Annotated in this window: 18 protein-coding genes and 1 tRNA gene; 8 read left to right on the forward strand and 11 right to left on the reverse strand. The window is 65.2% G+C overall.

Annotated elements, in window-relative coordinates; all coding sequences use genetic code 11:
* Positions 1 to 180 precede the first annotated feature (180 nt).
* The 9 genes from PV760_RS12450 to PV760_RS12490 form a co-directional block, all read right to left on the reverse strand.
* The gene (locus tag PV760_RS12450) at positions 181 to 1,011 is read right to left on the reverse strand and encodes a DNA-formamidopyrimidine glycosylase family protein (protein ID WP_354627872.1); all 831 of its coding nucleotides are present in this window, start codon (positions 1,009 to 1,011) and stop codon (positions 181 to 183) included.
* A complete protein-coding gene (locus PV760_RS12455) occupies positions 1,004 to 6,004 on the reverse strand; it encodes an Lhr family helicase (protein ID WP_354627873.1) in 5,001 nt (1,666 codons plus the stop codon). Before PV760_RS12455 ends, PV760_RS12450 begins: the two co-directional genes overlap by 8 nt.
* A gap of 55 nt (positions 6,005 to 6,059) precedes the next feature.
* A complete protein-coding gene (locus PV760_RS12460; RefSeq protein ID WP_193591151.1) occupies positions 6,060 to 6,707 on the reverse strand; it encodes a DUF4232 domain-containing protein in 648 nt (215 codons plus the stop codon).
* 103 nt (positions 6,708 to 6,810) lie between these two features.
* Entirely contained in the window at positions 6,811 to 7,548 is a 738-nt protein-coding gene (locus PV760_RS12465; RefSeq protein WP_018777984.1) for a YcnI family copper-binding membrane protein, read from the reverse strand.
* A gap of 125 nt (positions 7,549 to 7,673) precedes the next feature.
* Positions 7,674 to 8,294, reverse strand: a complete 621-nt coding sequence (locus tag PV760_RS12470) for a hypothetical protein (protein ID WP_354627874.1) — start codon at positions 8,292 to 8,294, stop codon at positions 7,674 to 7,676.
* A 63-nt stretch (positions 8,295 to 8,357) separates the two neighbouring features.
* The gene (locus tag PV760_RS12475) at positions 8,358 to 9,530 is read right to left on the reverse strand and encodes a cation:proton antiporter (protein ID WP_055976840.1); all 1,173 of its coding nucleotides are present in this window, start codon (positions 9,528 to 9,530) and stop codon (positions 8,358 to 8,360) included.
* On the reverse strand, positions 9,527 to 10,105 hold the full coding sequence (locus PV760_RS12480; protein WP_354627875.1) for an SRPBCC family protein: 579 nt from the start codon (positions 10,103 to 10,105) through the stop codon (positions 9,527 to 9,529). The genes PV760_RS12475 and PV760_RS12480 overlap by 4 nt, the downstream gene beginning before the upstream one ends.
* A 134-nt stretch (positions 10,106 to 10,239) precedes the next feature.
* On the reverse strand, positions 10,240 to 10,731 hold the full coding sequence (locus PV760_RS12485; RefSeq protein WP_055976837.1) for a hypothetical protein: 492 nt from the start codon (positions 10,729 to 10,731) through the stop codon (positions 10,240 to 10,242).
* Between the two features lie 132 nt (positions 10,732 to 10,863).
* Positions 10,864 to 10,953: transfer RNA gene (locus tag PV760_RS12490), tRNA-Ser, on the reverse strand.
* Positions 10,954 to 11,090: 137 nt separating this feature from the next.
* On the opposite strand from PV760_RS12490, the gene PV760_RS12495 reads away from it, so the two are divergent.
* From PV760_RS12495 to PV760_RS12510, 4 genes are read left to right on the forward strand one after another with little or no spacing between them, the layout of a single operon-like run.
* Complete coding sequence (locus tag PV760_RS12495) at positions 11,091 to 12,092, forward strand: zinc-dependent alcohol dehydrogenase (protein ID WP_354627876.1); 1,002 nt, start codon at positions 11,091 to 11,093, stop codon at positions 12,090 to 12,092.
* A 3-nt stretch (positions 12,093 to 12,095) separates the two neighbouring features.
* A complete protein-coding gene (locus PV760_RS12500) occupies positions 12,096 to 12,494 on the forward strand; it encodes a 6-pyruvoyl trahydropterin synthase family protein (RefSeq protein WP_018777978.1) in 399 nt (132 codons plus the stop codon).
* On the forward strand, positions 12,495 to 13,487 hold the full coding sequence (locus tag PV760_RS12505; RefSeq protein WP_354627877.1) for a glycosyltransferase family 4 protein: 993 nt from the start codon (positions 12,495 to 12,497) through the stop codon (positions 13,485 to 13,487).
* A gap of 22 nt (positions 13,488 to 13,509) precedes the next feature.
* Positions 13,510 to 14,724, forward strand: coding sequence for a DNA glycosylase AlkZ-like family protein (locus PV760_RS12510; protein ID WP_275777939.1), 1,215 nt, complete (start codon positions 13,510 to 13,512; stop codon positions 14,722 to 14,724).
* Positions 14,725 to 14,731: 7 nt separating this feature from the next.
* On the opposite strand, the gene PV760_RS12515 is transcribed toward PV760_RS12510, so the two are convergent.
* Together PV760_RS12515 and PV760_RS12520 are read right to left on the reverse strand one after the other, a co-directional pair.
* The gene (locus PV760_RS12515; RefSeq protein WP_354627878.1) at positions 14,732 to 15,112 is read right to left on the reverse strand and encodes a VOC family protein; all 381 of its coding nucleotides are present in this window, start codon (positions 15,110 to 15,112) and stop codon (positions 14,732 to 14,734) included.
* A gap of 24 nt (positions 15,113 to 15,136) precedes the next feature.
* On the reverse strand, positions 15,137 to 15,694 hold the full coding sequence (locus PV760_RS12520) for a nucleoside deaminase (protein ID WP_210077487.1): 558 nt from the start codon (positions 15,692 to 15,694) through the stop codon (positions 15,137 to 15,139).
* Positions 15,695 to 15,716: 22 nt separating this feature from the next.
* On the opposite strand from PV760_RS12520, the gene upp reads away from it, so the two are divergent.
* From upp to PV760_RS12540, 4 genes are read left to right on the forward strand one after another with little or no spacing between them, the layout of a single operon-like run.
* Positions 15,717 to 16,352 carry a uracil phosphoribosyltransferase gene (gene upp, locus PV760_RS12525; protein ID WP_018777973.1) on the forward strand — a complete coding sequence of 212 codons (636 nt, stop codon included), beginning with the start codon at positions 15,717 to 15,719 and terminating at the stop codon, positions 16,350 to 16,352.
* A gap of 46 nt (positions 16,353 to 16,398) precedes the next feature.
* Positions 16,399 to 16,776, forward strand: coding sequence for a VOC family protein (locus tag PV760_RS12530; protein ID WP_018777972.1), 378 nt, complete (start codon positions 16,399 to 16,401; stop codon positions 16,774 to 16,776).
* Between the two features lie 45 nt (positions 16,777 to 16,821).
* Positions 16,822 to 17,505: an HAD-IA family hydrolase gene (locus tag PV760_RS12535; RefSeq protein ID WP_064722615.1), complete on the forward strand. Its 684-nt coding sequence runs from the start codon at positions 16,822 to 16,824 to the stop codon at positions 17,503 to 17,505.
* A gap of 49 nt (positions 17,506 to 17,554) precedes the next feature.
* Positions 17,555 to 18,946 carry a pyridoxal phosphate-dependent decarboxylase family protein gene (locus tag PV760_RS12540; RefSeq protein WP_110505004.1) on the forward strand — a complete coding sequence of 464 codons (1,392 nt, stop codon included), beginning with the start codon at positions 17,555 to 17,557 and terminating at the stop codon, positions 18,944 to 18,946.
* Position 18,947 lies beyond the last annotated feature (1 nt).

The raw sequence follows: 18,947 nt of genomic DNA on the forward strand, positions 1-18,947 counted from the left end.
GCTTCCTGGAGTAGTCGGCGCGGTTTGCATGGGGCGCGGCGCCGTCGCGGCGGTTGCCGCTGTGCCCGGCCGGGACGAATCCGACGTCTCGGCCGGGCCACGGTTTCACGGGTAGGTGTCCGGGAAGTGGGCTGGCAAGAGCCGGTCTCCAGGGACTTGGTCTCCAGGGATCCGGGGCTTCTAGGGAGCGGGTTGGCAGCGCGGGCAGAAGTAGATGTCGCGTTCTTCGGTTCCGTCCGGTCCTGCCAGCAGGCCACGGCGGATCGTGGCGCCGCATCGCCTGCAGGGTTGGCGTTCCCGGCCGTAAACCCAGTAACCGGGACGCAGGGCTCGTGGGCCCAAAGTGGTCCGGCGGCCAGGTCCAAGGTTTTCGCCGAGGAGGCGTTTGGCGTCGGTGACGGTCTTGGCCAGATCCGGGACTTCTCCGACAGGCAGGGCCGGGTGGATGCCCGAAAGGTAGCATGCCTCGCAGCGGTAAATGTTGCCGATCCCTGCCAGTTTCCGTTGGTCCAGCAAGGCGAAGCCGACCGTAACGTCCGGCTCGGCCTTCAGCCTGCGCAGGGCTTCTTCCTCGTCCCAGTCCGGCCCCAGGAGGTCGGGTCCGAGGTGTCCCACGATTTTGTCTTCCTCGGCGGTGGGCACGACTTCCAGGATGCCCAGGGAGAACCCGACCGCGTCGGCAGTTGCCGTGCGAAGGACGCAACGTGCCGTGTGGCCCGGCTTGGTCCATCGACCACCCGGCGGGTAAATCATCCAGTTACCCTCCATTTTGAGGTGGGAGTGGATGGTCAGTGCCCGGGGTTTCCTGCTGGCACCGGGCTCGTCGTCAACGGGGCCGGTCAAGCGCATGAGCAGGTGCTTGCCCCTGGGGACCACTTCGGTCATGGTCCAGCCAGTCAGGTTGAGGGTGGCGAAACGGGGCACACGGAAGTCGGAAGCTGTGATGACTTTGCCCGCCAAGGCCTCGTTGAGCCGGTTGGCGGCCCGCCAAATAGAATCGCCTTCAGGCACGGATCCGTAGTCCCTTCGGAGTGGAGTAGGCCCCGGCGGACGCCAAAGCAGCGGCAATCGGGGTGTCCAGGAGGTCGTGGCCGTTGACCTTCTCCATGAAGAGCTTGTCTACGGCTCCGCGACGCACCACATCAACCAGCGCCTGGGCGGCAACAGCCAACACGGGCTCTTCCTGGTTGAAGGTGAGCAGCGTCTTGCCGCCGCGTTCGACGTAAAGGACCAGGGCGCCGTCGACCATGACCACCAGCGCCCCCGCCTTGCGTCCGGGCCGGTGGCCGGACCCGGCGTCGACGGACAGGGCCGGCCAAGGGAGCGCTGCACCGTACGGGTTCGCGGGATCGGTTGCGGCCAGTGCAAGGGCAACGGGCTCCGCCTTGGAGATGCGGGCGTCTTCAGTGAATGACCTCAGCCGGTCCACCGTCGCGGGGACGGCGAACTGGGCCGCTCCGAGGTGCTCGATGAAGTAACCGCGGCGGCACCGCCCGGCTTCTTCGAGCCGTGCAAGGACTTTGTACATGAGGCCGAAGCCGCCGATGATGTTCTCCGCCATGACCGAACCGCGGGTCACCACACCGTACCTGTCCAGCAGCAGCTCAGCGGTGCCCCGGGCATGGATGGTGGGGTCCAGTTCGGGCGCAGGCAACGCCGACCACCGGCCCACAGCCGAGGGTGGTGCCGGTGCAACGCCGCCGCTAACCGAGCCGTAGCGTCCGCCGGTGAGACCGGGCGAGCCCAGCAGTCCGGTCCCGTGCGAGCGGCCAAGCCTGCTCATCCGCGGAGTCCTCGCCCTGGGGGCCTTGGCAACTTGCCGGTGGGCTGTCTTGCCGCCGGAGATCATGGCCCGCACGGGGGCGAAGGTATCGCCGGTGACGCGGCCGGCCCACACCAGGTCCCACAGGGCCGTCACGACGGCGTCGTCGCTGAGTACTGCGTCCATGCCGCCTGCCACTTCGGTAAGTTGCCGGAAGAAGTAGCCGCCTCCGGCGCTGAAGTGTTCCAGGAGCCGCTGCTGTGCGTCGCCCGGTTCAAAGTCAGGTGCGGGGTTGAGGGTCAGTTCTGCGGAATCGGCCACGTGCAGGCTGATCCAGCCGTCGTTTCCTGGCAGCGACCCGGCCCCGGACCAGAGGAGTTCCCCGGCCGCCATCAGTTCATCGAGCATGGCCGGTTTGTAGTCAGCCACGCGGCTCGCCAGCACCAGCGGTTCCCAGGCGGACGCGGGGATGGGTACTCCGGAGAGCTGGTCCACGGCCGTGATGATGCCGTCGAGTCCGCGGAGCGCCTGGCTGCGGGACTTTCCGGGGGTGGTCACGTTCTGCCATGCAGGAAGGAACCGTCCGTAGGCTGCTGTGTCCACGGGTTCCACTTCGGCCCGCAGCGCGGCGAGGGAACGACGCCGGAGCTTCCTGAGGACCTCGGCATCGCACCACTCGCTGGAGGGCGGTGCGTCAATGGTCATCAGTTCCGGTTCAACGGCTTCGGTGGGCTGCTCCGCCACAGCGTGCGGCCGGAACTCGCCTTCCACCACGCGGCCATCCCCGGCCAGGCGTTTCAGGGCGGTATTGACGACAGCGACGCCCAGCCCCAGCCTCGACGCTGCCTCCGCGGCAGTGAAGGGCCCATGGGTGCGGGCGTAGCGGGAAACGAGATCGCCCAGGGGATCGCTGACCGGTTCGATGAAGGCCAGCGGAACGCCCATGGGCAGCGGGACACCGATGGCGTCGCGGAGCCGGGCCGCGTCCTCTACCGCAGCAAAGCGTTCGACGCCGCCGATTGTCACTTTGAGTGCGCGGTTGGCTTTCTGCAGCGCAGCGAGGTGGGATTCGGCGTCGAACACTGTGCCGTGGGGAGCGGCCGGAGGTGTTTCCTCAACGTGGTCCGGATCGTCGGGGTCCAGCGGATGGTCCAGCGGCTGGTCCAGCGTGGCCGGTTGCAGGGCAGCCTCAGGCTGTTCCATCCCTTGCAGCCGCTCGGCCACCTCGTCGATGCTGAGTGGGCCGAGGAGTCGCAGCAGGTCAGCGGCTCCTTCCATCCCACGGACCCGGCGGTCCGGTGCAAGCCGTTGCAGCTCCATTTCGGTTGCGTCGATGACCGCGGCATCCAGGAGTTCGCGCAGTTCCACGCGGCCCAGGAGTTCATTGAGCAGCGTCGAGTCCAGTGCCAGGGCGGCAGCCCGCCGCTCTGCCAAGGGGGAGTCGCCCTCGTAGAGGAACTGGGCTACGTATCCGAACAGGAGTGACTTTGCGAAAGGCGAGGGCTGCTGGGTGGTGGTTTCCACGATCCGTAGTTCGCGGCGCTCCACGGATGCTGCGATGTCTTTCAGCGCGGGCAGATCGTAAACATCCTGCAGGCATTCCCGCACCGTTTCGAGCACGATGGGGAAAGAGGGGTACTTCCGGGCGACATCCAGCAACTGGGCCGAGCGCTGCCGTTGCTGCCACAGGGGTTGACGCTTTGCGGGATTCTGCCGGGGGAGGAGCAGGGCCCTGGCGGCGCATTCGCGGAATCGTGAGGCGAACAGTGCGCTGCCACCGACCTCTGCCGTGACAATCTGTTCAAGTTCTTCGGGGTCGAAGAGGAACAGCTCAGCTCCGGGTGGTTCGTCTTCCATCATGGGCACGCGGAGGACAATCCCGTCGTCAGCGGCCATGGCCGAGCCGTCCAGGCCGTAGCGTTGCTGCAGGCGTTGTCCGACGGCGAGGGCCCACGGGGCGTGGACCGGCATGCCGAAGGGACTGTGCAGGACCACCCGCCAGTCTCCGAGTTCGTCGTGGAAGCGCTCCACCACCAGGGTCCGGTCACTGGGAACGATTTCCGTGGCTTCCTTTTGTTCCCGGAGGTATTGCAGCAGGTTGCTGGCGGCAAAGGCATCCAGGCCGCTGGCTTGGCAGCGTTCCATGGCGGGGGCATCATCGGCAGCTGAGAGTTCCCGGATGAAGGCGCCCAGTGCTTTGCCCAAATCAACAGGACGGCCCAGGGAATCACCCTTCCAGAAAGGAAGCTTCCCGGGCTGGCCGAAAGCGGGGGAGACCAGCACGCGATCGTGGGTGATGTCCTCGATCTTCCAACTGGTGGCACCGAGGGCGAAGACATCGCCTACCCGGGACTCGTACACCATCTCTTCGTCGAGCTCGCCGACGCGGCGTCCGCCCTTCGCTGCGCGGGCAGAGGCCGTGGGTTCACTGCCGTCCGCACTGGCCGTGGAGGACGAGCCCTCAACTTCTGTGCCGATGATGTAGACGCCAAAGAGGCCACGGTCCGGGATGGTACCGCCGGAGGTTACCGCCAGGCGTTGGGCGCCGGGCCGGCCTTCGATGGTTCCTGCGTGCCGATCCCAGATGATGCGTGGCCGGAGCTCAGCAAATTCGTCCGAGGGGTAGCGGCCTGCCAACAGGTCCAAGGTGGCCTCGAACGCTGAGCGTGGAAGGCTGGCGAACGGCGCCGAACGACGCACTGTGCTGAACCACTCTTCGACGTCGATGCTTCCCAATGCCGTGGCTGCGACCGTCTGCTGGGCCAGGATGTCCAGGGGGTTGGTGGGTATGCTCAGCCGCTCGATCTGGCCACTGAGCATCCGCTCGACGGTGACGCTTGTGTGCAGGAGGTCAGCCCGGTGCTTGGGGAACAACACGCCTTCGGAGATCTCGCCCACCTGGTGGCCGGCACGTCCCACGCGCTGCAGTCCGCTGGCTACCGACGGCGGCGATTCCACCTGGATCACGAGGTCCACGGCACCCATGTCGATGCCCAGTTCCAAGGAGGACGTGGCAACGACGCAACGCAGCCTGCCCGACTTGAGGTCGTCCTCGATCATGGCGCGCTGGTCCTTGGAAACCGAGCCGTGGTGGGCGCGGGCGAGGACAGGATCCGCGCCGGTGGTACTGCCTGCCTGGGCCATCATGTGCGCGGGGGTTGACGTGGAGGCCGGAACGGCAGGGTTGGGCCCGCCCGCGTTGGACTCGGGGGCCGCCCATTCCCCACCTCCCACTGCCATCAACTGGCGTTCGGCATAGATCTCATTCAAGCGGGCCGTCAGGCGCTCCGAAAGGCGTCGGGAGTTCGCAAAGACAATGGTGGATTGCTTGGACAAAACCAGATCTACGATCTGTTCCTCCACATGCGGCCAGATCGACGCCTGCGGTTGCAGCCCTGACGCCGGGCCGGAATCGAACGCTCCGGCCGCACCCTGCAGGTCCGACATGTCCTCCACAGGCACAGTGACCGTGAGGTTCCAGTTCTTCTTTGACGGCGGCGCGACAATCTCCACTGGAGCCTGGCCGGCCAGGAACTGGGCCACCAACTCGCGGGGCTGGACCGTGGCAGAGAGCCCGATGCGCTGCGCGGGCTTGGGAAGCAACGCATCCAAGCGCTCAAGGGAGACAGCCAGGTGTGCCCCACGCTTGGTACCCGCAACGGCGTGCACTTCGTCAATGATGATGGTGTCCACTTCGCTGAGCGTCTCCCGGGCACGGGACGTCAGCATAAGGAACAGGGATTCCGGGGTGGTGATGAGGATGTCCGGAGGGTTGGTCAGCAGCGTGCGGCGATCCGCCGCCGTCGTATCTCCGGAGCGAACGCCCACCGTCACCAGTGGTGCCGGCAATCCCAAGCGCTTGGCGGTCTGCGTGATGCCGATCAGCGGTGACCGGAGGTTTCGTTCGACGTCGACACCCAGCGCCTTAAGCGGTGAGATATAGAGGACGCGTGTTTTGGTTTTCGGACGCTTGGCCCGCCCCTTGCCGTTCGCCGGCACGCTCTCCAGCCCGGGGAGCGTGTCAGTGGGGGTGGCGTGCAGTCTGTCCAGGGCCCACAGGAAGGCGGCGAGCGTTTTACCGGATCCGGTGGGCGCTACGACCAAGGCATGGGAGCCCGAAGAGATGGCATTCCAGGCGCCGTCCTGCGCAGGCGTGGGCTCGGAAAAAGCGCCGAGGAACCATTCCCTGGTTGCCTGGCTGAAACGGCTGATGGCGCCAACGGACGTCTGCGGCTCCTGCATTCATCCATCATGCCCCACGGCTCCGACAGAATAAGCCGGAACCGTGGGGGAGCGGTCAAACAGCCTGGAAGGCAGTGACTGTCAGCAGCTTGATCCCGGCGTTGCTGCACGCATCGTGCTGTTCGGCGACAAACAGCGAGGCAGTGTCATTCGGCGGGTAGATGCGCAGCCCGGCCGCAGGAACCTTGGTGCAGTCGCCGTAGTTGCCCGCCTGCGTGTAGCGGATTTCCGCCCACGCCGACTTGCCCGGAGCCAGCTCGATCTTGGTCACCGGGGTGGTGGTTTCGCGGGTTGCCGGTTCGCCGATCGGTTCGCCATTGGCGTCTGCCGTCAGGGATACCCCGGCGAAGCCCTCAACAATGCACGGAGCCGTTCCCGAGTTCGTCAGGATCAGCTTCTCGTAGACGCTGCCGGCTGCTCCGCCACCAGTGGCATCGGTGGCCGCAGTCAGGCTTGCGGCCTTGCACTGTCCAACGGCTGCAGGAGGCGCGGACGTGGTGGTCGGGGTGGGAGACTGCGAAGGCGTCGTGGAGGCCGTCGCGGAGGGGGAGGCCGACGTCGACGATGCCGAGGGTGTGGAAGAACTTGGCGGGGCACTGCTTGATTCCGCCGGGCTGGGGCTTGGCCCGCAAGCCGCAAGAAGCAGCAGCGAGGCGGCCGCCGTCGTCGTCACAAGACCGGTTTTGATGCGCTGAGTCCACATGGGCACCAGCCTTGCTTCGGCGGTGGCGCTAGTCAATTCAGCCACGGGTTACAGGGCAGATTGGCGCCCGGATCGTGATCTTCCGGGCGCCACCTGCACTGATTTACTTGGTGTCTGCCTTCACTGCGGCGGGCTTGGCCGAGCGGCTGCGGAAGAACGCCGCGCCACCGAGTCCGAGGCCCGCGATGCCTGCGATCAGGCCGGCCCAGCTCCGGGCCTGCGACCCGTCGTCGGTTACCGAGGACGCCTGCTCGGTGGAGACGCTGGCGGCAGCGTGGTGGTCTCCCGCAGCGTCCGCCGGGGTGATGGCGATGGCCGGAGCGGGCGACTTCAGGTCATCCTCGCTCTGGCCGTCCTTCGGAATCTCGATCCAGTCCGTCTTTCCCGTTTCGCACGTCTGGAACGTGGGGAAGTAGATGGTCTTGCCGGCAGCGTCAGGCAGCTTCACCGAGAGGACCAGGGCATCGCGCATGTGCGGATCCAGTGGCGCCTTGGCCGTGTACACGATCTGGCTGGTGCGCTTGGTGATGGACGTACCGTCGTCCAGCTTCTTGGGCTCGGCGAGGTTTTCCGTCACCTTCTCCACGTTCCAGTTCGGGTTGACGGTGGGGGTTGCGTCGGTCAGTTCCTCGGGGAGGCTGATGGCAATCTTGGTGGTGCCGGACGTGCCGCAACCGTGGGGAACGCTGAACGTCAACAGAGCGTAGGAGTTTGCCGCGGTCTTGTTGGGGTCGACGCCGACGTGGGCCGACGCCCCTGCGATACCGGCCATCATCAGGGCAGCGGTTCCACCGGCAACGGCGGTAGCGGACAGGGTACGGCGAAGCGAGGACTTCTTCATGGGGTTGCCTTTCGGGTGCGCCAAGTGAGGGGGCGCTGGGGTACGGGTTTGGGAGCCCGTCACCGTGCAAAGGCGTTTGCTGGCTTTGCAGCATTGGTGCTTTGCAGCTTGGGTGCCGGGCGGAACTAGCTAAGGACGACGACGGCGGGCGGGCCGCGGCGGCTGTCTTGCCTTAGGTTCCGCCAGGGGCGGGGGATGAAAACGTCAGGTGCGCCTACTGCGACAGGAGACGCACCGGCGTCGGGCCTGAACAGCAGCGTGGGCAGGGCAACCAGCGGTCGGAGCCACGCGGCCAGCTGCCAGAGCGCATCCTCGCCCTTGGCCAGGACCAGGGCAGACCCCAGGGTAGCCGCGACGTGCGCCATCAGCATCAGGACGCCCACGGTGGAACCAAGCTCGTGGGTATGTTCTGTCACCGTTTGCAGGGCAGGGTTCAGTGATTCGTTGCCGAGGTGGTGGGCTGTTCCTGGTGAGTCGGCAGCAACGGGCCCTAGGGCAGTGAAAGCCTCATGGAGTGCGAGTTGTCCTGCGCCGAGCAGCGCTGCCATGCTGACGGCGTTCAGCCGGAACCGGGTGGCCAGCGTGGTGGCCAGCGCCGTCAGCGCGAGCAAGGCCAGGAGCACCGGGGCCATCGGCAGCAATCCGCCGCCAATGACGTGGGCTCCGGCAGCCAAGCCAAGGATGACCAGCGCGATCGCGCCGGACCGCAAGGCGTGGAAGGGTGCCCGGGGCTGTGAAGTGCGCACGGGTCCTCCCTTTCTTCTTGCTCTTGTGTTCGCTTGTCGACGTGGACGGCAACGGCTTCGATTCTATCGGGAGTTCGGTGCCGGTCTGGTTCCGGATGGGTTCGCTGCCGCGTCTTGGGCGGCGGCTGCCGTCCGCCCCGCGATTGCACTGGCCGCAATGGTGATGAGCGCGCCCAAAAGCATCGCCGCGCCCTCGCCCGGTTGAAGAAGGTGCGACTGTGCGCCGATGGTCACGGCCGCTACGGGCACGCCGAGTTGGGATGCGGAGAGGACGGCCAGCGGCAGAGGCTGTCCAAGGAGCCGCATGGCGGCGTGAACCAAAAGGGTGCCCGCGCCAAGGCAGAGGCCCAGGAGAATCATTTGGGGGTTCGATCCGAGGTCGTTCAGGTTCAAGGACGCGCCAAGCCATACGAAGAAGACCGGTCCCAGGAAACCGTCACTCACTGCGAAAAGCTGATGGGCAAGCCGCCGGGGTTCACCCACGGCTGCCACGACAAGGCCAAAGGAGAACCCGGCCAGCATCACGGACACGTGCCCGAAAACGGCCAGACCTGCCAAGGCAAACAACAAGGTCAACTGGATTCGTAGCTCTAGCGCGAACTTTCTGTCTTCGGAGACGTCGTGCAGGCGGCCGCGTGTGCCGCGGCGTTCCAAGGCGCGAAGGATGACGTACAGGAGCAGCGCGCTGACTGCTACCGCGGCGGCGCCCAGAGCTGCGCGGCCCGCGTTGGGCGGATCGACCGCCAGGGGGAGTGCCACGATGCAGGCTATGTCGGCTATCGCCACCTGGGCGGTCATGGTCAGCACTTTGGGTCCGCGCAGTCCCAAGGAATCGACGATCGGCAGCACCAAGGCGGCCGAAGACGACGCCAGCAACACGATGTACACGGGCGCATGGCCGGTTCCGAAAACGGCAGCGATCCCCAAACCCGTCACGACGGCCAGTAGTGCCGCGGCCCCCGCTCTGGTCGCGCCGCCGCCCACGGCGGCCCTGATCGCTTTGTCCCGTATAGGGACGTGCGTGCCGGCAACGAACATGATCAGCGCGAAGCCGACATCGGCCATCAACGTAAACGCAGGGTCCCCGGGGTCCACTGCCTGCAGGCCTGTCCGGCCAATGACGATGCCCGCCAGCAGTTGGCCCAGGACAACAGGCAAATGCCATTTCCGTGGCAACGCGAGCAGCGGCCCCAAGAGGGCCGCTGCCGAGATCAGGGCGAGCTGAAAGAATGTCAACTGCTTTGCCCGGGCGTTGCTTTGCGCCGCGGAGTGAAGGTCGGACCCGGCGGTGCCGGTACGCGGGCCGGATCGGTTGTGGACCTACGACGGCGGAGCTCGAGTTTCAAGCTTTCCTCACCTCGGGCCATGGCCCAGTGATGGTTGGCGGAGAAGGCCGGTTTGAGGAGCCAGCTCAGCCTGCGTAGTAGCGGTTTGGCTGTGCTGACGCGCCAGTCGTAGGTGATGACAACTTCGGGGCCGTCGGTTTCGAACGTCCAGCGGCCGGTTCCATTCAGGTCGCCCTTGGCTGTGAGTGCGAAGCCGTCAAGGGTGACCGGTTCGGTGATGGTGAGCCGCCACCGCAAGGTGTAGGGGAGCCATCCCTTGGTGTGGAGGTCGAAGGAAGCACCCACGCCGTCGGGGCCGCCCGGGGTTACTCTCGTAACGTCCAGGTAGACCGATGGCCACCACTCCGTGAGGGTTCCGGCGTCGCCGAGGACGTCCACGACTTCCTCACGTGTGCCGGCCACTCGCCACACGGTGACGAACTCGTAGTCCGTGCTTTTGCCTTTTTGCTGTGATGACCTGGCCATTGCCGCCTCCACGGTCCGTGAGGTTCCGAGGGTGCCATGCGGCATCCGGCCTAAATCTACTCCTGGCCGCGGCGAAGGGTTAGATCCCGGCTCTTTGCCTTCGCGAAAGTCCCGAAACCTCGCCCCTCGACGCGCTATTTGCCGGTTTTCAGCAGTTTGTCCATGTCGAAGAGGGCTTCAAGGAGGCCCGCGGTCTCGGTCAAAGGCTGATCGGATCGGCCACCGCAGTTTTCAACTGACTTGGAGTAGCGTTCCCCGCCGCTGTCCCTGATGGTGATTTTCGATCCCGTGCCTCCCGTGCAACCGGGTTTGGGTTCGCTGATCTTGGCGGCACGGGAGGGCAGGGTTTTTGCCGAGTCCAAGACCTGGGTCCACGTATCGGCCGGCATGACACTGGTTTCCTGGCCCAGCACGTCGCCATATGAGTCCACGGTGATGGATGCCTCGTTTTTCGAAGCTTTGATCACGTAGCTGCGGTGGTACTGGGGCGGGACGGAGCTGTCGCGGAAGCTGTACTCGACAGTTGTGGTACCGGCATCCAACTGAAGAGGAGCGGAGCCGGCGCACGATGTGGCCATTCCCGCACAGAAGACCGCCAATGCGGCCAACACGATGCGTCGACGCATGTGGATTCCCCTTGTTTCGATGGCGGCAGTGGCCTTTCCGAAATGGCTTATTGGTGGACGACCACTGCTCGAAAAATACACCACAAAGACGCTGAGAATACAGAAAACCCCCGGTTTCCCGGGGGTTTTCATTGGCGGTGACGGTGGGATTTGAACCCACGTTGGCTTTTACACCAAACAACATTTCGAGTGTTGCACCTTCGGCCGCTCGGACACGTCACCAACTGAAATAGGGTACCGGAGTCGGGGCCGGTTCCCCAAAACGGGCCCGCGGGAAGCCGTCGGCAGAACCACCCCAAGCCCCGCGAAACAAGGTCAACTTCCATCCGAAGCGACCCACCGATAGATTCATAAGCATCATGACTATTCCTCACGATCAAGTGCACGAAGCCCACGCCTACTGGGTCACCAAGTCAGGCGATGGCGAACTACGCCCGGAGTCCCTGCCGCCGAGGCAAAAGGAAGAAGCCCTGGTCAGGACCCTGTACTCAGGAGTCAGCCGCGGAACCGAGCGCGTGGTCCATGAAGGCCGCGTCCCGGAGCGGGTCGCCGATCTGATGCAGGCCCCGCACCAGGAAGGCGACTTCCCCGGCCCGGTGAAGTACGGGTACCTGAGCGTTGGCACCGTCGAAGAGGGCCCGGAAGAATGGCGGGGAAAGACTGTCTTCAGCCTCCACCCGCACCAGGACTTTTACATCGTTCCCACCAGCCAGCTCACGGCTATCCCCGCGGACGTCCCGGCCCGCCGCGCCGTACTGACCGGTATCGTCGAGGTTGCCATCAATGCCCTCTGGGAAGCCGGACCGAGGCTGGGAGACCGGGTCGCCGTCGTCGGTGGTGGCTTGGTGGGTGGCGTCCTGGCGACGCTCCTGCGGAAGTATCCGCTGGGCCGTCTGCAATTGGTGGATGCCGACCCGGAGAAGCGCAACCTCGCCGAAAAGCTCAGCATCGAATTCGCCGAGCCTGAGGACGCAGCCAACGACAACGACATCGTCTTCCACTGCTCCGCCTCCAACGACGGCCTGAAGCTGAGCCTGCAACTGGCCGGTGATGATTCGGACGTCATCGAACTTTCCTGGTTCGCGGACAAGGAAGTGACGCTCCCGCTCGGCGAGGACTTCCACGCCCGCAGGCTGAACATCCGCTCCAGCCAGGTGGGCGCCGTCGCTCTCCCCAGGAGGCACCGGCGCACCAACGCCCAGCGGCTTCAGGAAGCGGTCAACCAGCTCAAGGATCCGCTGTTCGATACGTTCCTCAGCAGCGAATGCCAGTTCCAGAACCTGCCCACCACACTTGTTAAGTTGTTCGAACGGCCCGGCGGCTTCTGCCATGTGGTCGCGTACCCAAACCCGGAGGATTAGTACATGTTCAGCCTGACCGTCCGACGCCATTTCATGATCGCCCACAGCCTTCCCCGCGAAGCGTTCGGCCCCGCGCAGGGCCTCCACGGGGCCACGTTCGTTGCCGAAGTCAGCTTCCGCCGCCAGAACCTCAACGACGACGCAATCGTCCTTGACATCGGCGCAGCAGGCGGCATCCTCGAGGAAATCCTTGAAGACCTGAACTACAAGAACCTGGATGAACACCCCGCGTTCAAGGGCAAACTTTCCACTACCGAGGCGCTCGCAAAGCACATCGCAGACGCCATGGCCACCCGGATCCAGGACACCGAAGACGGGCCTGCGCTCGCCGGCATCGACGTCGTCCTCCGCGAGAACCCCGACGCCTGGGCCGGCTACTCGCTGGAGCTCCCGGCCAAGTAAGTGCACATCCGCTTCCTGGTTCCGGGGAACGTCAGGCACGGCTCCGGCGGCAACAAATACAACGCCAAACTCGCCGAGCACCTGACGGCCCTCGGCGCCTCCGTTGAGACGGTAACCGTCGACGGCGACTGGCCGGTTGGCAGCCCGGCGGACCGGCAGCGGTTCGCGCAAGCGCTCGACGCCGGCACCACCGTGATTGCCGACGGCTTGGTAGCGAGTGGGGCTCCGGAGGAGATCGCCGGCGCGGTCAAGGCCGGAACCAAGATCTGGATCCTCTCGCACATGGCATTGGCGGAGCATGGTGACCTTGAGTCGAAGGCGTTGGCGGCCGCGACCGGTATTATCTGCCCGAGCGTCCACTCCGCCGCTGAATTGCAGGCTAAACACGGCTCCCTGGACATAGCGGTGGCCACCCCCGGCGCCGAACCAGCAGACCTCAGCGCGGGTTCACAGCCCAAGCACATCGTTGCTGTCGCGGCGTTGCTGCCCAACAAGGACCAAGCACACTTGGTAGAGGCCCTGAGCCAGATAAAGGACCTGCCCTGGACCGCAGCGCTCATCGGTTCGGAGGAAGCTGACCCGGCGTACGCGGCCGAGGTGAGGGCCGCCGTCGAACATCACGCGCTGCAAAACCGCATCCGTGTCACCGGCGAGCTGACCGGCACCCCACTCGAAGAGCAGTGGCACCAAGCCGACCTCAGCGTCCTGCTTTCGCACTCCGAGTCCTTTGGGATGGTGGTGACCGAATCGTTGGCCCATGGTGTCCCGGTCCTTGTCCGGCAAGGGACAGGTGCGGTGGAGGCGCTGGGCGGTACTGGAGCGGGCGCGGTGTGGGATATCCGGGAAGCTCTCGCGGACACCCTCCGGAGCTGGCTGACGGACGTCGAAATCCAAGGGTCCTGGCATGAAAACGCCATCCTGGCCCGCGACAACCTTTCGGGCTGGGACAACACTGCGGCGATTGTTTTTAAAGCCGTGACAGCTTCGCCCTAATAACCGGGTGCAGAATGGGGCCATGACCAGCATCGCGCCTGCCGCAGACACCCTGACCCCTGAACGGCTCCGGGCCTGGGCCTGGCACAAGCAGGGCCTGGACGGTTCGCTCCAAGGCAAAACCTCAGAGGAAGTCTTGGACCACGCCGGTTGGGCCCGATCCGTAGGCGGCGCCAACCCGTACCTGACTCTGTTCGCCAGGGCAGGAACCAGTCGCGAACAAGCTGACAAGGACGTCAGAGCGCTCAGAATCCACGAACTCCCGACCGCCCGCGGATGCACGTACGTCCTGGGCCAAAGTGACTACCCGTGGGCTCTCCAGATCGGCCGCGACGCCGCGATTGCCCCGTTCAAGGTGCTGGCACGGCTCGGCGTGGAACGCGGCGAGATCACCCTCCTGGAGGGCGAAGTGGAACACGCCCTCAAAGAGTCCAGTGAGCCAATGGACCCCAAACAACTCAGGGACGTGCTGGGCGATTCGGTCCGCAGCCTGGGTGAGGAAGGCAAGAAGAAGGGCGCCTCCACCACGCTGCCCACCGCCCTGGGACTACTGCAGGCGGAAGGCCGCATCCGTCGCGTCCCGGTCAACGGCCGCCTGGACCAACAGCGCTACGCCTACACGAATTGGGGCCTGCCGCCCAGCGATATGGACGACGACGGCGCCCGCCGCCTGCTGCTGGAACGGTACTTGCGCTGGACCGGGGGAGCGACGTTCAAGCAGACCCAGTGGTTCACTGCCTTTACGGTGGCCCAGAGCAAGGCAGCGCTCGCCTCCATTGGTGCCATGGAGGTGACCACAGCCAGTGGAGATGTGCTCTGGATGCTGCCTTCGGACGTCGAGCGTTTGGCGGACTTCGAAGAGCCGGGTGACGAACAAATCCAGCTGTTGGCAGGCACAGATTCATTGGTCCTCCACAGGCGCAATTCGGGGGACATGTTCGCCGATGAGGACAAGGGAAAGAAGGTCCTGGACACCACGCTGGCACTTCAGGCCGACCTGCCGGACCACCCCATCCTGGATCGTGGGCGGATCATCGGACTATGGCAATACGATCCCGGTAAGGAACGGATCGCGGCGTGGACTTTTGACGCTCCCACTGCAGCTGTGAGCCAACGGATCGCCGAGGTGGAGGCCTGGATCCGCGATGAACTCGGCGATTTCCGTTCGTTCAGCCTGGACTCCCAGGCATCACGCCAGGTGCGGATCGACGCGTTGGACGCGGCGGCAGGGCGGTAGGGCGCGATCAGCCCGAACCGTACGGCCGGGTGATCGCCTCCAGAAAGTGTCCGTCGGGGTCCGTGAAATAGATGCCGCGGCCGCCGTCGTTGTGGTTGATCTGTTGCCCGCGGGAACGTGCAGGGTCGGCCCAGTAGGGCACGTGTTCTGAGGTGATCCTGAGGAAGATCTGGTCGAACTCTTCTTCACTGACCAGGAAGGCGTAGTGCTGCGGTGTGATGTCCCCGTCCGCGCCCAGGAAATCCAGTGTTACGCCGTTCTCGAAGGACACCGTGACGAAGGACCACATGGGCTTCGGTGCCGGGAGACCGAAGATCCGGGCAAGGAACTCTGCGGATCGCTGCTTGTCCGTGGCGTAGACGATGGTGTGATTGAACGAAACTGTCATGGCTTGCTCCCGTGAAGGAAGGGATCAGGATGGGCGGTGCTCTACAGCGTGTTCCGCCGGAGCGTGTCCTGCCGGAGCGCGATGTGAGGCGAAGAAGTCCTTGAGGAGCGCTGAACACTCGCCTTCCCGGACCCCGGCGTAGACCTCTACCCAGTGATTGAGGCGGCGCTCGCGGAGGATATCGAACACGGATCCTGCTGCTCCTGCTTTCTCGTCCCACGCGCCGAAAACGACGCGGGGAATACGGGCCAGGACAATGGCCCCGGCACACATGGCGCACGGCTCCAGGGTGACCACCAGGGTGCAGTCCTCGAGCCGCCAACCGTCGCCGCCTTCGCCCAATTCAAGCGCGTGCCGTTGCAGCGCGGCGGCCGCCTGGCGGATCGCCACCACCTCGGCATGGGCGGTCGGGTCACCGTGCGCCTCCCGTTCGTTGCGTCCGGAACCCAGCACGCCGCCGTCGGGCCCCAGCACCACGGCGCCGATCGGGACGTCGTCGGTTTTCAACGCCAACCGGGCTTCGTCCAGGGCAAGGCCCATCCAGGCCAGGTGTTCTGCGTGATACGGCTCGGTGGCGCTCATGTCTCAATGATAGTTTTGGGGGATGCGCACACTCGTCGTGGACCACCCGCTGGTCGCTCACAAGCTCACCGTTCTGCGGGACAAGAACACCCCTTCACCGGTCTTCCGGCAACTCACCGAAGAACTGGTCACCTTGCTGGCTTATGAAGCCACCCGCGAGGTCAAGGTCCAGCCAGTAGAGATCGAGACCCCCGTCACCAAGACCATCGGCACGGCTTTCACCAAGCCCACGCCGCTGGTGGTCCCCATCCTGCGCGCAGGGCTGGGCATGCTGGAGGGCATGACCAAGCTGGTTCCCACGGCCGAGGTCGGCTTCCTGGGCATGGCCCGCGACGAAGAGACGCTGGACATCATCACCTACGCCGAGCGCCTCCCCGAGGACCTTACCGGCCGGCAGATCTTCGTCCTGGATCCCATGCTCGCCACCGGCGGCACCCTGCGCGAGGCCATCAAATTCCTCTTCAAGCGCGGCGCCTCGGATGTCACGTGCATCTGCCTCCTCGCAGCCCCCGAAGGCCTGTCCAAGCTGGAAGAAGAGCTGTCTGACGCCAACGTGAAGATCGTCCTGGCCTCGATCGACGAGAAACTCAACGAAAAGTCTTACATCGTGCCCGGCCTGGGCGATGCCGGCGACCGCCTCTACGGCGTGGCTGGCTGACTCACACCCCTACCGGTTTCCCGGCGGCCCCGTTAGCCTGTGGCGCATGGACTGGAAACTTGAACTGGTATTTGTCCCTGTGTCCGACGTCGACCGCGCGAAGGACTTCTACGTCAACAAGGTCGGTTTCAACGCCGACTTTGACGAGCGTCCCATGGACGGCATCCGCTTCGTGCAACTGACCCCGCCGGGTTCGGCCTGCTCCATCGCTATCGGCGAGGGCTTGTCAGATGCTCCTCCAGGTACCGCCCCTAACCTGCAGGTGGTGGTGAGCGACATCAACAAAGCCCACGATCAGCTCAAGGCAAACGGCGTGGACGTCAGCGATGTCGACATCCAGGACTGGGGCCACTTTGTGTACTTCGCCGACCCCGACGGAAACAAGTGGGCCCTCCAGTACTTGCCGCAGCGGCCGAACGGCTAAGTCACACAGCAGCACCGCGTCCCGCGGGTGCGGCAGGATGGAACCATGAGCCATCCTGCCGAGCCTGCCTCCCCGCCGGTGCTGAATGCACGCGCCGTCCTTTTCGACATGGACGGCACCCTGGTCGATTCCACGGCCATCGTGGAACAGGTGTGGCTGGAGTTCGCCCAACGCTATGGCCTGGACTTCGACGAGATCCTCCGCACGTCCCACGGCGTCCAAGCAGGCGATACTGTTCGCCGCTATGCTCCCGCGGGTTCCGACATGGAGGCGCTGACTGCCGAGCTCGGTGAAATGGAGCGGTCCCGGACGGACGGTGTGATCGCGCTGCCCGGCGCCGAAGCGCTCTTGGCTGGCCTGCCGGACGAGGCCATTGCGTTGGTTACCTCCGCAGACCGCATCCTGGCAGAAATCCGCATGCAGGCCGCCGGGCTCCCCATGCCGTCCACCACCGTCACCGCAGAGTCCGTCACCCGGGGCAAGCCGCATCCGGAGGGCTACCTCAAAGCGGCCGCGCTGCTGGGAGCCGAGCCGGCCGACGTCGTGGTTTTCGAAGACGCACCGGCAGGTATCGCGGCTGCGCGGGCCGCGGGGATGCGGACTGTTGTGGTGGGCGACGCCGGCAGCGGCCTTGAGCCTGGCATGTGGCGGATCCCGGACTACTCAGCCGTGACGGTCACCGTCGTGAAGGATGACGACGGCGGCCACCTCCTGACGCTGACCCTCTAGCTTTCAATTCGTACTGTTCCAGCCCGTTAACCGGGCGTAGGCTGTGCGCATGTCTGCGATGCCGGAGGCTTACGGTGCTGCATTGGAACGGGCCATGGTCCATGCCGGTGCTTGGCTCACGTCAGTGCCTACCCGCCCTGTCCGTCCTTCGTCCGACGCCGACCAGGTGGCTAAAAGCATCCTGCCGCGGCTGCCTGATGAGGCCACCGATGCCGCCGAGGTAGTGGATGAACTCGCCGCTTTGGCTGAGCCCGGCCTCATGGCCATCCAGTCCGGCCGGTTCTTCGGATGGGTCATGGGCGGGACCCTGCCCGCAGCCATGGCCGCCGATTGGCTCGTGTCGGCATGGGACCAGAACACCGGACTCCGCTTCGCCACACCGGCGGCGGCCGCCATCGAGGAATCCGCGGCTGCCTGGCTGCTGGACCTTCTCCACCTTCCGGCAACGTCCGACGTCGGATTCACTACCGGTGCCACCACCGCCAACTTCGTGGGCCTGGCAGCGGGACGACAGTTTTTGATGGATGAGGCAGGCTGGGACCTGGAATCGTTGGGACTCAACGGCGGGCCGCGCATCACCACTTTTGCCGGCAGGGAGCGCCACGCCGCCGTGGACCTGGCGCTGCGGTACCTGGGTTTGGGAGCATGCGTCCCTGTTGAAGCGGACCGGCAGGGAAGGATCATTCCCGAAGCTTTGGCTGCGGCCATGGATGAGCAGCCCGGACCGTCGCTGGTCTGCCTGCAGGCGGGCAACCTGCACTCCGGCGCTTTCGACCCGATGGAAGAAGCCATCGCGGTGGCCCACGACCGCGGAGCGTGGGTCCATGTTGATGGTGCTTTTGGTTTGTGGGCAGCCGTCAGCCCCACCCTGAGGCCGAGGCTGGCCGGCGTCGAGGAGGCAGATTCCTGGGCCACGGATGCCCACAAAACCCTGAACGTTCCCTATGACTGCGGATTGGCGATCGTTTCGCGGCCGGAATCCCTCCGCCGCGCGTTCAGTGTCCACACCAGCTACCTGATCGCCACGGAAACAGGCCTGGGGGATCCGTTGGAGAAGGTTCCTGAGATGTCCCGGCGTGCACGCGGCATCCCCGTGTGGGCTGCGTTGCGGCAGCTGGGCCGCTCCGGTGTGATCGCCATGGTGGAGAGGCTCGCAGCGAACGCACGGGCGTTGGCGGAAGGCCTGGCCGCTATCCCTGGGGTTGAGATCCTCAATGATGTGGTGTTCACCCAGGTCTCAGTGAGCTTCGGCAGCGATAACCGGACCCACAGGATCACGCAGCGGCTCATGTCCGAGGGGGCGGTGTGGATGTCCGGATCTTCCTGGCGCGGCCGGGAAATCCTCAGGATCTCGGTGAGCAACTGGACCACGAACGCCGGGGACGTTGCAGCGTCCATCGCAGCCGTCCGTGGCGCGGTTGAGGCGGAACCTGAAGAATAGA

Origin of the sequence: Paenarthrobacter sp. CC6, assembly GCF_040560085.1 — a bacterium.
GTDB classification, from domain to species: Bacteria; Actinomycetota; Actinomycetes; order Actinomycetales; family Micrococcaceae; genus Arthrobacter; species Arthrobacter nicotinovorans.